Source organism: Asticcacaulis sp. AC466, assembly GCF_000495815.1.
GTDB lineage: Bacteria > Pseudomonadota > Alphaproteobacteria > Caulobacterales > Caulobacteraceae > Asticcacaulis.
On record NZ_AWGE01000013.1, the window covers coordinates 160,814 to 175,716 of the forward strand.

Annotated in this window: 14 protein-coding genes and 1 riboswitch; of the genes, 10 read left to right on the forward strand and 4 right to left on the reverse strand. The window is 59.7% G+C overall.

Annotated features, from left to right (window positions below; translation table 11 throughout):
• Positions 1–196 precede the first annotated feature (196 nt).
• Positions 197–3,166 carry a TonB-dependent receptor plug domain-containing protein gene (locus AEAC466_RS36210; protein ID WP_023458780.1) on the forward strand — a complete coding sequence of 990 codons (2,970 nt, stop codon included), beginning with the start codon at positions 197–199 and terminating at the stop codon, positions 3,164–3,166.
• A gap of 132 nt (positions 3,167–3,298) precedes the next feature.
• On the opposite strand, the gene AEAC466_RS36215 is transcribed toward AEAC466_RS36210, so the two are convergent.
• Complete coding sequence (locus tag AEAC466_RS36215) at positions 3,299–4,081, reverse strand: PhoH family protein (protein WP_023458781.1); 783 nt, start codon at positions 4,079–4,081, stop codon at positions 3,299–3,301.
• 334 nt (positions 4,082–4,415) lie between these two features.
• Between AEAC466_RS36215 and AEAC466_RS36220 the strand changes: the two genes are divergently transcribed.
• Both AEAC466_RS36220 and AEAC466_RS36225 read left to right on the forward strand, forming a co-directional pair.
• Complete coding sequence (locus tag AEAC466_RS36220; RefSeq protein ID WP_023458782.1) at positions 4,416–4,943, forward strand: gamma carbonic anhydrase family protein; 528 nt, start codon at positions 4,416–4,418, stop codon at positions 4,941–4,943.
• 84 nt (positions 4,944–5,027) lie between these two features.
• Complete coding sequence (locus AEAC466_RS36225) at positions 5,028–5,348, forward strand: TFIIB-type zinc ribbon-containing protein (protein ID WP_023458783.1); 321 nt, start codon at positions 5,028–5,030, stop codon at positions 5,346–5,348.
• Positions 5,349–5,352: 4 nt separating this feature from the next.
• Here AEAC466_RS36225 and rnhA read toward each other — a convergent pair whose 3' ends face one another.
• Positions 5,353–5,811, reverse strand: coding sequence for a ribonuclease HI (gene rnhA / locus AEAC466_RS36230; RefSeq protein ID WP_023458784.1), 459 nt, complete (start codon positions 5,809–5,811; stop codon positions 5,353–5,355).
• Positions 5,811–6,752 carry a 4-hydroxy-3-methylbut-2-enyl diphosphate reductase gene (ispH, locus tag AEAC466_RS36235; protein WP_031239015.1) on the reverse strand — a complete coding sequence of 314 codons (942 nt, stop codon included), beginning with the start codon at positions 6,750–6,752 and terminating at the stop codon, positions 5,811–5,813. Before ispH ends, rnhA begins: the two co-directional genes overlap by 1 nt.
• A gap of 248 nt (positions 6,753–7,000) precedes the next feature.
• Here ispH and AEAC466_RS36240 point away from each other — a divergent pair, with 248 nt between their 5' ends.
• From AEAC466_RS36240 to AEAC466_RS36255, 4 genes are all read left to right on the forward strand, one after another.
• On the forward strand, positions 7,001–7,663 hold the full coding sequence (locus AEAC466_RS36240; protein ID WP_052025145.1) for a hypothetical protein: 663 nt from the start codon (positions 7,001–7,003) through the stop codon (positions 7,661–7,663).
• A 91-nt stretch (positions 7,664–7,754) separates the two neighbouring features.
• Complete coding sequence (gene argS, locus AEAC466_RS36245; protein ID WP_023458787.1) at positions 7,755–9,548, forward strand: arginine--tRNA ligase; 1,794 nt, start codon at positions 7,755–7,757, stop codon at positions 9,546–9,548.
• Positions 9,549–9,944: 396 nt separating this feature from the next.
• On the forward strand, positions 9,945–10,676 hold the full coding sequence (locus tag AEAC466_RS36250; RefSeq protein WP_023458788.1) for an NYN domain-containing protein: 732 nt from the start codon (positions 9,945–9,947) through the stop codon (positions 10,674–10,676).
• On the forward strand, positions 10,669–11,103 hold the full coding sequence (locus AEAC466_RS36255; protein WP_023458789.1) for a hypothetical protein: 435 nt from the start codon (positions 10,669–10,671) through the stop codon (positions 11,101–11,103). The genes AEAC466_RS36250 and AEAC466_RS36255 overlap by 8 nt, the downstream gene beginning before the upstream one ends.
• Here AEAC466_RS36255 and AEAC466_RS43815 read toward each other — a convergent pair.
• Positions 11,095–11,724, reverse strand: coding sequence for a hypothetical protein (locus AEAC466_RS43815; RefSeq protein WP_023458790.1), 630 nt, complete (start codon positions 11,722–11,724; stop codon positions 11,095–11,097). The genes AEAC466_RS36255 and AEAC466_RS43815 overlap by 9 nt on opposite strands.
• Positions 11,725–11,781: 57 nt before the next feature.
• Positions 11,782–11,870, forward strand: a riboswitch (glycine riboswitch).
• 106 nt (positions 11,871–11,976) lie between these two features.
• Here AEAC466_RS43815 and gcvT point away from each other — a divergent pair.
• The 3 genes from gcvT (at position 11,977) to gcvPA (ending at position 14,890) form a co-directional block, all read left to right on the forward strand.
• A complete protein-coding gene (gene gcvT, locus AEAC466_RS36260) occupies positions 11,977–13,110 on the forward strand; it encodes a glycine cleavage system aminomethyltransferase GcvT (protein WP_023458791.1) in 1,134 nt (377 codons plus the stop codon).
• A 4-nt stretch (positions 13,111–13,114) separates the two neighbouring features.
• Positions 13,115–13,480 (forward strand): glycine cleavage system protein GcvH, encoded by a 366-nt coding sequence (gcvH, locus tag AEAC466_RS36265; protein WP_023458792.1) that lies wholly within the window; start codon positions 13,115–13,117, stop codon positions 13,478–13,480.
• Between the two features lie 69 nt (positions 13,481–13,549).
• The gene (gene gcvPA / locus AEAC466_RS36270) at positions 13,550–14,890 is read left to right on the forward strand and encodes an aminomethyl-transferring glycine dehydrogenase subunit GcvPA (protein WP_031239017.1); all 1,341 of its coding nucleotides are present in this window, start codon (positions 13,550–13,552) and stop codon (positions 14,888–14,890) included.
• The last annotated feature ends 13 nt before the right edge of the window (positions 14,891–14,903 follow it).

Genomic DNA, 14,903 nt, shown 5'->3' on the forward strand with positions numbered 1-14,903 from the left:
GTTACATTAATGTTTTGTAATAAAACAAGGGCTCCGCAAGCAATTGCGGGGCCTTCGTCGTTCGCAAGTGCGACAAAGTCATCACACCTGCCAATGATCTTTCAAATGAAACCGTTTCGCTATTGCGTCAAATTTGTGTCGGCATAGTGTCACTTTTGTCCGGGGGGATGGCGGCTTATTTATTTGGAGGCATTATATGTCGAAATCGACAATTTCTACCCGCAAGGTTCTGCTTGCGGGAACTATCCTGACAAGTCTGGCCTTTGGCCTGCCGGTCTTCGCGCAGGACGCGACCACAACGACGACCGCCACCACCACTACGACGGATACGACGACGCCCGAAAAAACGACCGAAATCGTTGTTACCGGTTCGCGCATTCGCCGCAGCGAGTTCACCTCGGCGGCGCCTGTTCAGGTCATCACGTCTGAAAAATCGACCATGGCTGGCATGATCGATGCCGCTCAGGTTCTGCAAAGCTCCTCCATCGCCGCCGGTTCCGGCCAGATCAACAACACCTTCACCGGCTATGTCGTTGACGGTGGCGCGGGCATCAACACCCTGTCGTTGCGTGGCCTTGGCGCTCAGCGTACTCTGGTCCTTATCAACGGCCGTCGTATGCCGCCCGCCGGTGTGTCCGGCACGGTCGGTCCGGTTGACCTGAACTTCATCCCGCAGTCGCTGGTCGCCCGCTACGAAATCCTGAAGGATGGCGCATCGTCGATCTACGGGTCCGACGCCGTCGCGGGCGTTGTGAATATCATCACTACCAAGAACTTCGATGGCTTCCATATCGAAGCGTCGGGCCTGAAGTCCGAAAAGGACGGCGGCGATAGCTCCTCTGTCTCGGCCATGTATGGCAAGACCCTCGACAAGGGCAGCTTCCTGATCTCCGGCGAGTATTACGAGCAGCAAGCGCTGACGTTCAAGCAACGTGACGGCCTGGCCTGTCCGCAATTGCTGCGTTACAAGACGTCGGACGGATCACGTAATGACCGGATCGATCCACGGACCGGCAATTACAAGTGCTACAGCGCGGCAGGCATTTTCGGCGGTGCCGTTATCGACGGTTATAAGGGTGACTACTACTTCTACGCCCCAGGGCACACGAGTGGGCCGCTGAATGACTACGTGAAATATGACGGCACAGGTGCGACCGTTGTCTGGGAAGACGACAACCCTGCCGCCGCCCTCGACACGACCGCCATTTCTCCGGTCAAGCGCGGGTCGATATTCGCTCAGGGCCAATATCGCCCGGATTGGCTGGGTGGTGCCGAACTGTACACCGAACTGATGTTCGGTGAGCGCAAGTCGTCGCAACGCAGCTATGGCGAACTGTTCCCCTATTATTCGTCCTTCTCTTCGGTCAACATCCTGCCCTCGCAATTCACGCCGGCGCAACAGGCTGCCTTCGGCCTTGGGCCACACGGCCTCTATGCTCAACCGGTCAGCATCTATCAGGTCAACTCGTCTCAAAAGGTTGATCTGGGCCGCGTCCTCGGTGGTGTCCGTGGTACGCTGAAGACCTGGAACTGGGATGCCTACGTGTCCTATTCGAAGAGCGTCGGCAAATATGACAGCACCGCCGTCTATGCTGACCGCGTCAACTGGGGCACCGGCTTCGATCAGAACGAATTCGTGGACATACCGGAATGTGGCGCTGGTGCACCGGCCGGCTGCGTGCCGCTCAACCTGTTCTCGGTGACGTCGCAAACGACGGGGCGTCTGAGTCCGGCCGAAGAGGCCTATTATTTCACCACAGATCACGGCAAGACCGACTATTCGCAGTTGACCGCTGAAGCCACCATTACCGGTGACATTATGCAACTGCCGGCCGGTGCCCTGGGTGGTGCCTTCGGTATCAGCTTCCGCGAAGACAAGATCAACGACGTGCCGGGTGAACTGTCGCGGGCGGGCAATTCCTATAACCGCACGTCTTCGGGCATCACCAAGGGCTCCGATCGCCTGTCGGAAGCCTACGGCGAATTGGAAATCCCGGTCATCCGTGGCAAATTCCTTTTCGAAGACCTGACGGTCAGCCTGTCGGGTCGTTACAGCAACTATGACTCTGTTGGTGACGCCACCACCTATAAGGCGGGCTTCAACTGGGCGGTCGATAATATCTTCCGTATTCGCGGCACAGCCGGCAGCTCCTTCCGCGCCCCGGCATTGTACGAGCTGTATCTGAACAACCAGAGCGGCTACCTCAGCCAGACCTCGGTCGACCCGTGTATCAACTACGGTCAAAAGGGTGCCGATGGCGAGTACAAGGTCAATGCCACTATCCGAGCCAACTGTGCCGCAGACGGCATTCCGGACAACTACACCGGCAGCAATCCGTCCGCCAAAATCATCACGGGTGGCGGTAAGTACCTGGAACCGGAAACCTCCTACGCCACGACGCTCGGCTTCGTCGTGACGCCGCCGAACACGGGCTTCAAGCTCGCGATCGACTTCTGGAAGACCAAGATCAGCAATCAGATCACTTCGAGCGGTGGTGCAATCGTCGGCGCGTGCTATGGTCGTCCCGAATTCCGGTCGCAACCCGGCTTCTGTGACCTGTTCACCCGTAATCCAGGCACCGGGCAAAATGCGTTTGCGATCACGACCATCGATGGCAGCTATCGCAATATCCCGACGGAAACCACGGCAGGTATCGACTACACGGTCGGTTATGAGCATGAATTTAACTTCGGCCGTCTGTCGTCCGATGCGCAGTTCAGCTGGTACAAGTACTACATCTCGCAGTCCTACCCCGGTGGCCCGATCGTCAACTCGCAAGGCACTATCGGCCAGCCGAACTGGGTTGGTGACGTCCAAACCAAGTTCCGCCATAAGGATTGGACGATGGCCTGGACTGTCAACTACACCGGTTCCGCCTCGAACCTGGGCTTCTACGGTGAAACGGGCGGCAATGCTGCCGGCACCTACACCTATAAGGCCTCGGTCCCGCCGTTTGTGACCCACGATCTGTCGCTGCGTTACCGTGGCAAGCAGTTCGAAATCATCGGTGGTATCAACAATATCGCGAACAAAATGGCGCCTGAAATCGGCTCCGGCATCTACGCAGGTTCGGCTAGCCGCCTCGGCAACTATCCGTTCTCGAGCCAGTATCTGACGGGCATTATCGGCCGTCAGTTCTACCTGAACGTTTCCAAGGACTTCTAAGTCCGAGGACATATAAAACGGAAAGCGGCGAGGGTAACCTCGCCGCTTTTTTGTTGCGCGCGTCATATGATTGGGCACAAAAAACGGCCGGAGCGATCCGGCCGTTTCACTTTATAACGTTGAAACAGTAGGTTACAGTACCCCAAGCATCTGCGCTACCAACGGATGGCGAACGATGTCGGTATCCTTAAGCCGCACTACCTTGATGGTTTCGACCGCTTCGAACCGGTTCGCCACGTCCGCCAGACCGGAAATGCCGGGCAGAAGGTCGGACTGTGCGGGATCGCCGGTGACGATCATGGTTGAATTCCAGCCCAGGCGCGTCAGCAACATTTTGAGCTGGGTATAGGTGCAGTTCTGCGCCTCGTCGATAACGACAAAAGCATTGTTGAGCGTGCGGCCGCGCATATAGCCGACCGGTGCGATTTCGATCAGCCCTTCCTGCATCAACGCCTTGACGCGCTTCATGCTGAGGCGGTCGGTGAGGGCGTCGTACAGCGGGCGCAGATACGGCGCCAACTTGTCTTCCATATCGCCGGGCAGGAAGCCGATTGATTCCCCGGCTTCGACGGCCGGTCGCGACAGGACGATCCGGCCGACCTTGCCGGCTTCCAACGCTTCCACGGCCTTGGCGATGGCGAGGTAGGTCTTGCCGGTCCCTGCCGGCCCAAGCGCCAGCACCAGGTTTTTCTCATCGATGGCGGCCATCAGGGCCGCCTGACCTTCCGACTTCGGCTTGATGGTTTTCACGTAGCTCTGGTCGCGGTCCTCGTTGGCAGGACCGCCATTCCCGTTCATCGGAGACCAGCCACCGCCGACATGAACATTCAACCGGCGCACCTTGGCGTCTGGTTGATATTGTTCGGCATCCAGGGTTCCCTCGCGCATGAAACGCTTGGCGGATCGCTTGGTCATGGGTGTCTCCTTTGAGGCATGAAAAAAGGCGACGCCATGAACGGCTCGCCTTCGGGTAAACGATACAGGATTGGGGAGGAAATTCGGCGACAGACAGGAGAGGCGCCATCGCCGAAAATGGGCGGTGGAGGGGAAGCAAGGGACGAGAACGCTACTCGAATTGCCACATCTACCTCTAAGGCTGAAACCTTATGTTCAGTCAGTTTTGGGGAAGTGATTCCCCGTCACTGACGGTATCCAGATTCGTCCCAGATGGTTAGCGAGAACTTAATGGACGAGCGGTTGATGACAATTTCGCAGAAGCGTCATAAAGAAGCCGTAGGGAGGTCGCGCCATGGCCATATATAAGTTGGGAGACAAGCAACCGGTTCTGCCGGAAGACGACCGTTTCTGGATCGCCCCTTCCGCCGATATCATGGGGGATGTGACCCTGGGCGATGACGCCAGTGTCTGGTTCAATGCGGTCATTCGCGGCGACAATGACCCCATAACCATCGGGGCGCGCACCAATATCCAGGACGGTGCGGTCCTGCACTCTGACGACGGTCTGCCGCTGCATATCGGCGATGACGTGACAGTCGGACACAAGGCGATGATCCATAGCTGCACGATCGGTGACAATTCGCTGATCGGCATTGGCGCCGTCATCCTGGGCCGCGCCACGATCGGCCGCGACAGCATTGTCGGTGCGGGGGCCGTGGTGCCGGAAGGCAAGGTCTATCCGGATGGGGTTCTGCTGCTGGGTGCGCCGGCGCGGGTGGTGCGCGAACTGACGCCGGAACAGATCGGCAAGCTCAAACAGTCGGCGGCCCACTATGTCCGCAACTGGCGCCGGTTCAAAAGCGACTTGACACCTGTGTAGCTGGATTTGACATTTCTGTTATCGCTCTTGATCGCCGCGGTGGCGGCCCAATCTCGGACAGGTATCACTATCTGAGGAGCCGCCATGTCCGCCTTGATCTGCCCTGTCTGTAAGGGCGCTTTTCGTGAAGTCATTCGCGAAGGCATATTGATCGACATCTGCACGCAATGCCAGGGCGTCTGGCTGGACCGCGGCGAACTGGAAAAACTAATCTCCCTGACGCAGGACGCCAAGGAAATTCCGTTGCCGCCACCGCTCCAGCCCCGCCCTCAGCAAGCCTATAGCCGCGATCATGACGACGATGATGAGCGTCGATATGAATCGCGCGACCACTATGACAAGTATGGCCGCAAGAAGAAAAAGAAGGGATTCGACCTGTCGGATATCTTCGACTTCGGCGATTGAGGACCTAAGCGCGCTGGCGTGCCTCGGCTATGCCCCTATTGGCCAATTGGTCGGCGCGCTCATTCATTTCATTGCCGGCGTGGCCCTTGACCCAGATCCATTTGATCTTGTGCGGCTGGCACGCGGCATCGAGACGTATCCACAGGTCGTCATTCTTGACCGGCTTCTTGTCGGCGGTCTTCCATCCGCGCGCCTTCCAGCCGCGGATCCATTCGGTCATGCCTTTGAGCACGTACTGGCTGTCGATGTAGAGCTTTACGTCGCACGGTTTTTTGAGCGCTTCCAGCCCGGCAATGGCCGCCATCAATTCCATGCGGTTGTTGGTCGTTGACGGCTCATAACCGTACAATTCCTTTTCATGCAGGCCCGACATGAGAATGCAGCCCCAGCCGCCCGGACCGGGATTTCCCTTACATGCGCCGTCGGTATAAAGCGTCACGTGCGCGCGTGGCGTCCCGCTCATCAGGCAACGGCTTTCGGTAGCTTGAACGTCACGGTTTCACGCACGCCATTGCTTTCGATGACCTCGGCGTCGAAGCGCGCCGATACGGCCGCCACCAACCCCTCGATCAGGTTTTCCGGCGCCGATGCGCCCGCCGATATGCCCAATGTCCTGACATTTTCGAACCACGTCCAATCGACGAAGGACGCATCATCAACCAGATAGGCGGCCTTGGCCCCGGCGCGCAGGGCGACCTCGACCAGGCGCTGCGAATTGGATGACTTGGCCGAGCCGATAACCAGCACCAGATCGCAATCGCCGGAGACCTGCTTGACCGCGTCCTGACGGTTGGTGGTGGCGTAGCAGATGTCTTCCTTGTGCGGCACCTTGATGGCCGGGAAACGGGCCTGCAAGGCGCTGACGATTTCGGCCGTGTCATCGACCGACAAGGTTGTCTGGGTGACGAAGGCCAGGTTCTGCGGATCGACCGGAACGAACTGGCGCGCCTGCTCCACCGTTTCGATCAGCTTGACCGTGCCGGGCGGCAATTGCCCCATGGTGCCAATGACTTCCGGGTGGCCGGCATGGCCAATCAGGATGATTTCGCGTCCTTCGTCGTGATGGCGTTCAGCCTCGACATGGACCTTGGACACAAGCGGGCAGGTGGCGTCGAGGAAGAACATCTGGCGGTCGCGTGCTTCTGCGGGCACGGATTTGGGAACGCCATGCGCCGAAAAGACAACCGGACGGTCCGGCGGACACTGTTCCAGTTCCTTGACGAAAATGGCGCCCAACGATTTCAGCCGGTCGACGACGTGCTTGTTGTGCACGATCTCATGGCGGACATAGACCGGCGCGCCGTAACGCTCAAGCGCGCGTTCGACGATCTGGATGGCGCGGTCGACGCCGGCGCAAAAGCCGCGCGGCGTGGCGAGGTAGACTTTCAAGGGAGCGGAACTCATGTTCAGACACATAATCATTTTCGTGCCGCATGGGAATATGCCGCACCAACTATTGCCGCGCAATCGGTGGACGACTGTGTCGGCGGGGCATAGGCCGGCGTCAACAAGTCACAGGTGATGAAGTTCCGCCGCACTTTGGCCGCAACTGCTCCATAAAACCCTTTGAAAAGTGAAATCGAGGCGCTACACATCCTTAACCGATGCGCGCCGCGCTTCGCTCGACCGATTTCTTTGGGGATTTCTCGCCTATGTCCGTTGTTATGCGTCGTATTCTGGCAGGGGTTTGCCTGGGCGTTTTCCTCAATGCTGGCGCCATGGCGGCGCTCGCTCAGCAGCAAGGCGCCGATGACGACAGCGATACGGCTGCAAAGAAGGCCAAGAAGGACGAAGAGTGGGGCGATCGCTCCCTCCGTCTAAAGGCCGTGAAGGCCGAAGGGCCATGCCCTTACGTCAAGGTGCTCTACGACGCCGCCCGCTACCATGAATTCAAGGACGACAAGGAAACGACCTCCGCCGCGCAATGGACGGGCGAGATCAACGGCATCGAATCGGAATGCGCCTATAAAGGCACCGATCCGATCCAGGTCGGCATGGATATCAGCTTCTCGCTCGGCCGCGGGCCCGAGGCTGAAGGGCAAACCAAGGTTTACAAGTATTGGGTCGCCGTAACCGAGCGCGACTCGGCGGTTTTGGCCAAGCAGGAATTCGAACTGCCGGTTACCTTCGCGCCGGGCCAGGAACGGGTGGATTTGAACACCCGCCTCCAGGGCATCTACATCCCGCGCAAGGACATTTCGGTGTCCGGGTCCAACTTCGAAGTGCTCGTCGGGTTCGACGTCACCCCGCAGATGGCCGCCTTCAACCGCGAAGGTAAGCACTTCCGCTATGTGACCAATGCGGAAAAGAAGTAGGGCCTCCAGAATTGGGTCCTGAAGAACTAGGACTTGAAACAGGCAGGCGGCGTGGCGTAAGAGCGGGGACGATTTGTACCCGGATAGACATATGCCCGCCTTCACCGAAGCCTTCACCGACACTCACGATTTCAAGACGCAGCTGAGCGACAGCGCCCAGGCCGCCTTTGTGGCCGAAGGGTTCGATGCCGCCGCCGGTCGCGTCAATGCGTCGGACCGTCCGGACCTCGCCGATTTTCAATGTAACGGCGCGCTGGCCGTCGCCAAGGCGGCCAAGGCCAATCCCCGCGAGGTGGCGGGCAAGATCGTCAGCCATTTCACCGACGACGCGCGCCTGTCTAAACTCGAAATCGCCGGTCCCGGCTTTCTGAATTTCACCCTGTCTGACGACGCTCTGTCCGCGCGCGCCAATGTGCTGGCGGGCGATGCGCGCCTGGGGGCGCCCAAGGTAGCGCAACAGCGCAAGATCATCATCGATTTCGGCGGCCCGAATGTCGCAAAGCCCATGCATGTCGGCCACCTGCGCACCGCCGTCATCGGCGAAAGCCTGAAACGCATCCTGCGCTTCCTGGGCGACGAAGTCATGGGGGACGCCCACTTCGGCGACTGGGGCTATCAGATGGGGCTGTTGATCGTCGCTGTGTCGGACGAACAACCCGATCTGCCCTATTTCGATGCCGATTTCACCGGTGACTATCCCACCGATGCGCCGGTCTCGCTCGACGATCTGGAACGCCTCTATCCGCTGGCCTCCAATAAGGGCAAGGCCGACGAAGCCTATCGTGACCGCGCCAAGAAGGCGACGCGCGAATTGCAGCAGGGCCGAAAAGGGTATCGCGCCCTGTGGCAGCATTTCGTGACGGTCAGCCGCACCGCCCTGATCCGCGACTACGGCGCGCTCAGCGTCGAATTCGACTGGTGGAAGGGCGAAAGCGACGCCGATCCCTTTATCGAAGGCATGATCGCCGACCTGAAAGCCAAGGGCCTGCTGGAACCCGATCAGGGCGCACAGATTGTTCGTGTGGCGAAGCCCGATGACAAGAAGGACGTGCCGCCCTTGCTCGTCGTGTCGTCGGAAGGCTCGTCCATGTACGGTACGACCGACCTGGCCACCATCGTCCAGCGCAAAACCGAATATCAGCCTGACCTGACCCTCTATATCGTCGATCAGCGCCAGTCCGACCATTTCGAACAGGTCTTCCGCGCCGCCTATCTGGCCGGCTATGCCCACGAAGGCCAACTGGAACATGCCGCCAACGGCACGGTCAACGGCACGGACGGCAAGCCGTTCAAAACGCGCGACGGCGGGACGCTGAAACTGCACGACCTGATTTCACAGGCCGAGGAAAAGGCTACGGCGCGCCTGCATGAAGCGGGCCTGGGGGAGGGCCTGTCCGAAGCAGCCTTCGCCGACACCGCGCATAAGGTTGCCATCGCCGCGCTTAAATTTGCCGAACTGAGCAACCATCGGCTGACCAATTATATCTTCGATCTTGACCGCTTCATGAGTTTCGAAGGCAAGACTGGGCCGTATCTGCTGTATCAGGCGGTGCGCATGAAATCGATCCTGCGTAAGGCGGTCGATCAGGGCGTCGCCGCCGGTGTGATTACGGTTGGCGAGGTGGCGGAACGCGAACTCGTCTTGCTGCTCGATGGCTTCGACAACGCCTTGAAGGAAACCTATCTCAAGCGCGCGCCGAACATTCTGGCCGACCATGTCTATAAGCTGGCGCAGGGCTTCTCGAAATTCTATGCCGCCTGTCCGGTCCTCGTGGGTGACGATGCGGGCGTCAAGGCGTCGCGCCTGGCCCTGGTCCGCCTGACCTTGCGGCAACTGGAACTCGGCCTCGACCTGATGGGCCTGTCCGCGCCGGAACAGATGTAACCGGAGAGGGCTTTTCTTATACCGCCCTGCTTGCGGGGCGGGGGACCGCACGAGACAGCGTTTACGCTGGCGAGATGTGGTGGTGGGGGCCTTTGTTTGCCCGACACCCAATAGCCAGGTGGTCCTTGGTAACAGCCTATTCAGCGCATTTCGAAATGCCCGTAAAGGCCCCCACCACCACATCTTGCGCGACGGAAGCCTAAGGGCTTGAATATGTTCCGTCCGTGCGTCGCGCTTCGTGCGGTCCCCCGGCCCACAGGTGGGGCGGTATAAAGGCGTGATCATCTTTCACTTTTCGTGTTTTACCCCTCGCAGGCCGCCTTACGTAAAACCTGCTGACAAACGCCCGGACTTGCGCTTAACTGTTACCGAAGCGTTAACGGATGGTGTTGGGGTATGGCCAAGGGGCGGGAGACAGGTTCGGAAGGCGGCTTTGTCTGGCCGTTTTTCCGCAAGCGCGCCGCCTTCTATTATGACGGCTTCAATCTCTATCACGCCGTCGATGCCTATAAACGTCCCTATCTGAAATGGCTGAACCTGAAAGCGCTCGGCCGCGCCATCGCGCCCCCGTCCGAAGTGGTCAAACGGGTCGTCTGGTGTTCCGCCTTTTCCCCGACCCACAGATCCAAGCTCAAGCGCCACGAAGACTATATGAAGGCTTTGAAAGGGCAGGGGGTCATCTGCCGGATGGGCCACTTTGTCCACGCCATGGACGGCTGCAATGCGTGCGGCCATAAATGGCAGGTCGCGGTCGAAAAACAGGGCGATGTCAATCTGGCCCTGTCCATCGCCGCCGACGCTGAGGATGACCTGTTCGACGTCTGCTACCTGGTCACGGCGGATGGTGACCACGCGGCGACGGCGCGATACCTCAAGGAGCGCTTCCCGAAGAAGACGCTGGTTCTGGTGACACCGCCCGGCCGCTATCATAACCGTCAGATTGAGCGCATCGCCGACCGTTGCATCGACATAACCCCGGCGCATCTCGAAGCGTCTCTGCTGCCCCAAATGGCGAAGTACAAGACGCGTTTCCTGGGCAAGGGTGAGATGGTGCCGCGTCCGGAGCTTTACGATCCGCCGCAAATGCGCGAAAAGGGGCATTTGAAGCTGATCGTCAACAATGGCTAAATCGTTCGATACCCGTCTGCATGACCTCCTGGCCACCCGCCTGACACCCGAAGGCCTGGCCGCTTTCGAAGCGCGCGGCGATGACGCGTGGCTGATCGGCGACCTCGACGACGATGCTGTCACCGACTTCTATATCGACGACATGATGACCTTGCTGGCTTTGTACGGCGTCAAACCGCCCGCGGAACAAAAGGTCAGCCCATTCTGGTGGCTGTGGCCCGACAAATGTCTGGTCTATCGCGATTTCACCGTGGGCGAACTGAAAGCGCTGGTCGAAACCAAGACCTGGCCGGCCGATAGCTTCACCTACGAAGACGTGCCGGTCATACAGAAGATCACCAGCCTGACCGTCATGCTGGTCTTCGCGGCGCTGGTCATAGGCATCGTGGCGCTGCTCATCTTCTGGGTGGTGCGTTGGTTATCGTGAATCTTCACGGATAGGCGATTGGTCTTTTAACTCAAGGCGAACAATGAGGGGATCACTGCAATCCTGTTCGCTTGGAGCGCAAACATAGCCAATTCTGACGGGGATTCCTGAGTGAATATAGCCGCCTTTTACCTCGGACTGTCTGTATCCCGCCGTCATGGTATAGTCGGAGTAGCTGAAATGAACTCCCTTTACTCTAAATGTTTCGTCGGCATGGCCTTCTGCCGGCATTGGCACGAAATCATCAACCTGCCCTTCAACGACGTGATAGTCGTTGTCTCGTAGCGCATTACTGACCCGAAGCCAATCAAGGCCCAACCCTGTGCCCGCCATCAGAGTCCAAAGGACCGCAAATATAAAGAAGAGCCACGAAAATATCCTGTGACGTGGCGGTGTGCTGTCTACCCTCTTATTTGACCGTCGGGTCACCAAGATCATCACGAGACCGAGCGCCATAAAAAAAACGCCTGTGCCGAGAAAGCCCAATCGCCCGGCATCGAACTCCGAAGCAATATAGACAAGCTTGTAATCTGACATGCCATTCCCCCAGATGAGCCCCAGCCACTTATAGCAAATTTTCGGAGATAGCGACATCGGATCGCCCGAAACGGAAGCAAACATATTCAGCCTTCCAAACTCAGATCGCCTTGACTCTTAACGCCGCCTGCCGCACAAGCGAAAAGACTCGCGGGAGAGAGTGCAGACTCGCACCGCCGAAGGCGCAACCGCCCCGGAAACGCTCAGGCAAAATGGACCGCTCGTCACATTAAACGCTGGAAAGTAGGGCCTGACAGGCCCTCGCCGAAGGAGCAAATCTCTCAGGCCAAAAGGGACAGCGGGGGCAGAACGTATTCAAACCGTCTGCGAGCCCCCATGTCCGATTCCGAGCTACTCAAGAATACCCCGCTTTATGCCCAGCACACGGCGCTTGGCGGCCAGATGGTGCCGTTCGCCGGCTACAACATGCCCGTCAAATACGACGGCGTGCTGGCCGAACACAAATGGACCCGCGCCGAGGCAGGCCTCTTCGACGTGTCCCATATGGGTCAGGCGCGCCTGCATGGCGAAGGCGCCACCGCCGTGCTGGAGGCCCTGACACCCGGCGATTTCGGCACCCTGGCGCAAGGCCGTCAGAAATATTCGCTGTTGCTCGCTGAAGACGGCGGCATCCTTGACGACTGGATGGTATCGCGCCCGGAAGCCGAAGGCTATTTCCTGGTCGTCAATGCCGCCTGCAAGGATCAGGATTTCGATATCATCGCCGACTTCATCGCCAATGACGAAGCGGGCGCCGATGTCGAATTCGAAGTCCTGACCGACCGCGCCCTTCTGGCCCTGCAAGGCCCCAAGGCGAAGGATGTCATGAAAGACCTGTGTCCCGCGGCCTGCGAGATGTATTTCATGGACTGCGGCACGTTCCAACTTCTGGGCGAAGTCGCCTATATTTCCCGCTCCGGCTATACCGGCGAGGACGGCTTCGAGATCAGCTTCCCCGCCGACCGCGTCGGCGATCTGTGGGCCGAACTCCTGTCCAACCCCATCGTCAAGCCGATCGGCCTGGGCGCGCGTGACAGCCTGCGCCTCGAAGCCGGTATGCCGCTGTATGGCCATGAGATGGACGCCGGATACACCCTGGCCGAGGCCAATCTCGGGTTCGCCATGAATAAGTCGCGCCTGACGCGCGGCGACATCCGGGGCATCGACCGCCTCAAGGCCCAGCTTGACGGCGGCCTGGCGCGCGTTCGCGTGGCCTTGCGCGTGCTGGAAGGCCCGCCCGCCCGTGAAGGCGCCAAGATCCTGTCTGCCGATGGCGCCGAAATCGGTGTCGTGACGTCGGGCGTGCCGTCGCCGTCGCTCGGCTATTCCATCGCCATGGGCTTTGTGCCGCCGTCGTCTTCGGCCGTCGGCACCGCCCTCAAACTCGAAACGCGCGGCAAGTCATACGCCGCCGAAGTCGTCGCCCTGCCGTTCGTTGCGAACGGCTACCACCGCAAGCCTAAGGGTTAAGAAAATGAAGTTCACCAAGGATCACGAATGGGTCGAAATCACCGGTAACGAAGCCTTTGTCGGCATTACCGCCTACGCCGCCGAAGCGCTTGGCGATGTTGTCTTTGTCGAAATCCCCGATGTCGGCAAGACCCTGAAAAAGGGTGACAGCTTCGCCGTGGTCGAAAGCGTCAAGGCCGCGTCCGACGTCTACGCCCCCGTGTCGGGGGAAGTCATCGAGGCCAATACCGACCTGTCGGGTGCGCCTGAAACCATCAATGCCGTTCCCGAAGCCGGTGGCTGGATCGCCAAGATCAAGCTCAGCGACGTCTCCGAACTGGACGCCCTGATGGATCGCGCCGCCTACGAAGATTACCTCTCGACCCTGTAAACCGGCGCCCGACGCCTCCGGCCCTCGCTCCGTGTCCGGGGCGAGGGGACCAAGAGTAGGATTAAGCCTATGAGATATCTCCCCTTGAGCAGCGGCGACCGCGCCGCCATGCTGGAAAAGATCGGCGTGGACAGCGTCGATGCCCTGTTCGTCGATGTGCCCCCGTCGGCGCGCCGCACCGGAACGGTTGACCTGCCCAAGGTCGCGGGCGAACTGGAAGTCGAGGCGCAACTGACCGCCTTCGCCGACCAAAACCTGTCGCCGGCCAAGGTGCCGTTTTTCGTCGGGGCCGGCGCCTATCGCCACCACATTCCCGCGACCGTGGACCACATCATCCAGCGCTCGGAGTTTCTCACCAGCTATACGCCGTACCAGCCGGAAATCGCGCAGGGCACGCTTCAGGTTCTGTTCGAGTTCCAGAGCCAGGTCGCGCGCCTCACCGGTATGCCGGTCGCCAACGCCTCGCTGTACGACGGCTCGACCGCCGCGGCCGAAAGCGTGCTGATGGCGACGCGCGTCACCAAGCGCAACAAGGCGGTCCTGTCGGGCGGTCTGCATCCCCATTACCGCGAAACCGTGGAAACCCTGGCGCATGCCGTCGGCATCGAAACCGAAGCCTGCGCCGTTGCCGTCGATGACGAAGCCGACGTGCTGAAACATATCGACGCCAATACGGCCTGCGTCGTCGTCCAGACACCGAACGTCTTCGGCACCGCCACCGATGTCAGCGAAATTGCCAAGGCCGCCCAGGCCGCCGGCGCGCTGCTGATCGTGGTCGTCACCGAAGTCATGTCGCTCGGCCTGTTGAAATCGCCGGGCGAAATGGGCGCCGATGTCGTGGCCGTCGAAGGCCAGTCGATAGGTGTGCCTTTGTCCTACGGCGGCCCCTATGTCGGCCTGTTCGCCGCCAAGGAAAAGTATCTGCGCCAACTGCCCGGCCGTCTGTGCGGTGAAACGGTGGATGCCGATGGCGAACGTGGCTTCGTCCTGACCCTGTCCACTCGCGAACAGCATATCCGCCGTGACAAGGCGACCTCGAATATCTGCACCAATTCCGGCCTGTGCGCATTGGCCTTCTCGATCCACATGAGCCTGTTGGGCCAGGAAGGTCTCAAGCGCGTCGCCAAGATCAACTACGCCAAGGCGCACAAGGCGAAGGATGAACTGGCGGCTGCCGGATTCGACGTCGTCACGCCGCGCTTCTTCAACGAATTTACCGTCAAGCTGCCTGTTGCCGCCCTCCCGGTGGTGGAGGCCCTGGCGGCGAAGAACGTGTTGGGTGGCGTGCCGTTCGCCCGTCTTCAGGACGCGCCGGGTTTTGAAAATCACCTGATCGTCGCCGTCACCGAAACCGTATCCGATAGCGATATCGCCACCCTTGTCTCCGCTTTGAAGGAGGTCGCCCGATGAACGCCGAATCGCC

Excerpts from the sequence above, each read along its gene's own strand:
- AEAC466_RS36210 (WP_023458780.1), top strand. The coding sequence starts at position 197 with ATGTCGAAATCGACAATTTCTACCCGCAAGGTTCTGCTTGCGGGAACT.
- AEAC466_RS36215 (WP_023458781.1), bottom strand. The coding sequence starts at position 4,081 with ATGACCAAGCGATCCGCCAAGCGTTTCATGCGCGAGGGAACCCTGGAT.
- AEAC466_RS36220 (WP_023458782.1), top strand. The coding sequence starts at position 4,416 with ATGGCCATATATAAGTTGGGAGACAAGCAACCGGTTCTGCCGGAAGAC.
- AEAC466_RS36225 (WP_023458783.1), top strand. The coding sequence starts at position 5,028 with ATGTCCGCCTTGATCTGCCCTGTCTGTAAGGGCGCTTTTCGTGAAGTC.
- rnhA (WP_023458784.1), bottom strand. The coding sequence starts at position 5,811 with ATGAGCGGGACGCCACGCGCGCACGTGACGCTTTATACCGACGGCGCA.
- ispH (WP_031239015.1), bottom strand. The coding sequence starts at position 6,752 with ATGAGTTCCGCTCCCTTGAAAGTCTACCTCGCCACGCCGCGCGGCTTT.
- AEAC466_RS36240 (WP_052025145.1), top strand. The coding sequence starts at position 7,001 with ATGTCCGTTGTTATGCGTCGTATTCTGGCAGGGGTTTGCCTGGGCGTT.
- argS (WP_023458787.1), top strand. The coding sequence starts at position 7,755 with ATGCCCGCCTTCACCGAAGCCTTCACCGACACTCACGATTTCAAGACG.
- AEAC466_RS36250 (WP_023458788.1), top strand. The coding sequence starts at position 9,945 with ATGGCCAAGGGGCGGGAGACAGGTTCGGAAGGCGGCTTTGTCTGGCCG.
- AEAC466_RS36255 (WP_023458789.1), top strand. The coding sequence starts at position 10,669 with ATGGCTAAATCGTTCGATACCCGTCTGCATGACCTCCTGGCCACCCGC.
- AEAC466_RS43815 (WP_023458790.1), bottom strand. The coding sequence starts at position 11,724 with ATGTTTGCTTCCGTTTCGGGCGATCCGATGTCGCTATCTCCGAAAATT.
- gcvT (WP_023458791.1), top strand. The coding sequence starts at position 11,977 with ATGTCCGATTCCGAGCTACTCAAGAATACCCCGCTTTATGCCCAGCAC.
- gcvH (WP_023458792.1), top strand. The coding sequence starts at position 13,115 with ATGAAGTTCACCAAGGATCACGAATGGGTCGAAATCACCGGTAACGAA.
- gcvPA (WP_031239017.1), top strand. The coding sequence starts at position 13,550 with ATGAGATATCTCCCCTTGAGCAGCGGCGACCGCGCCGCCATGCTGGAA.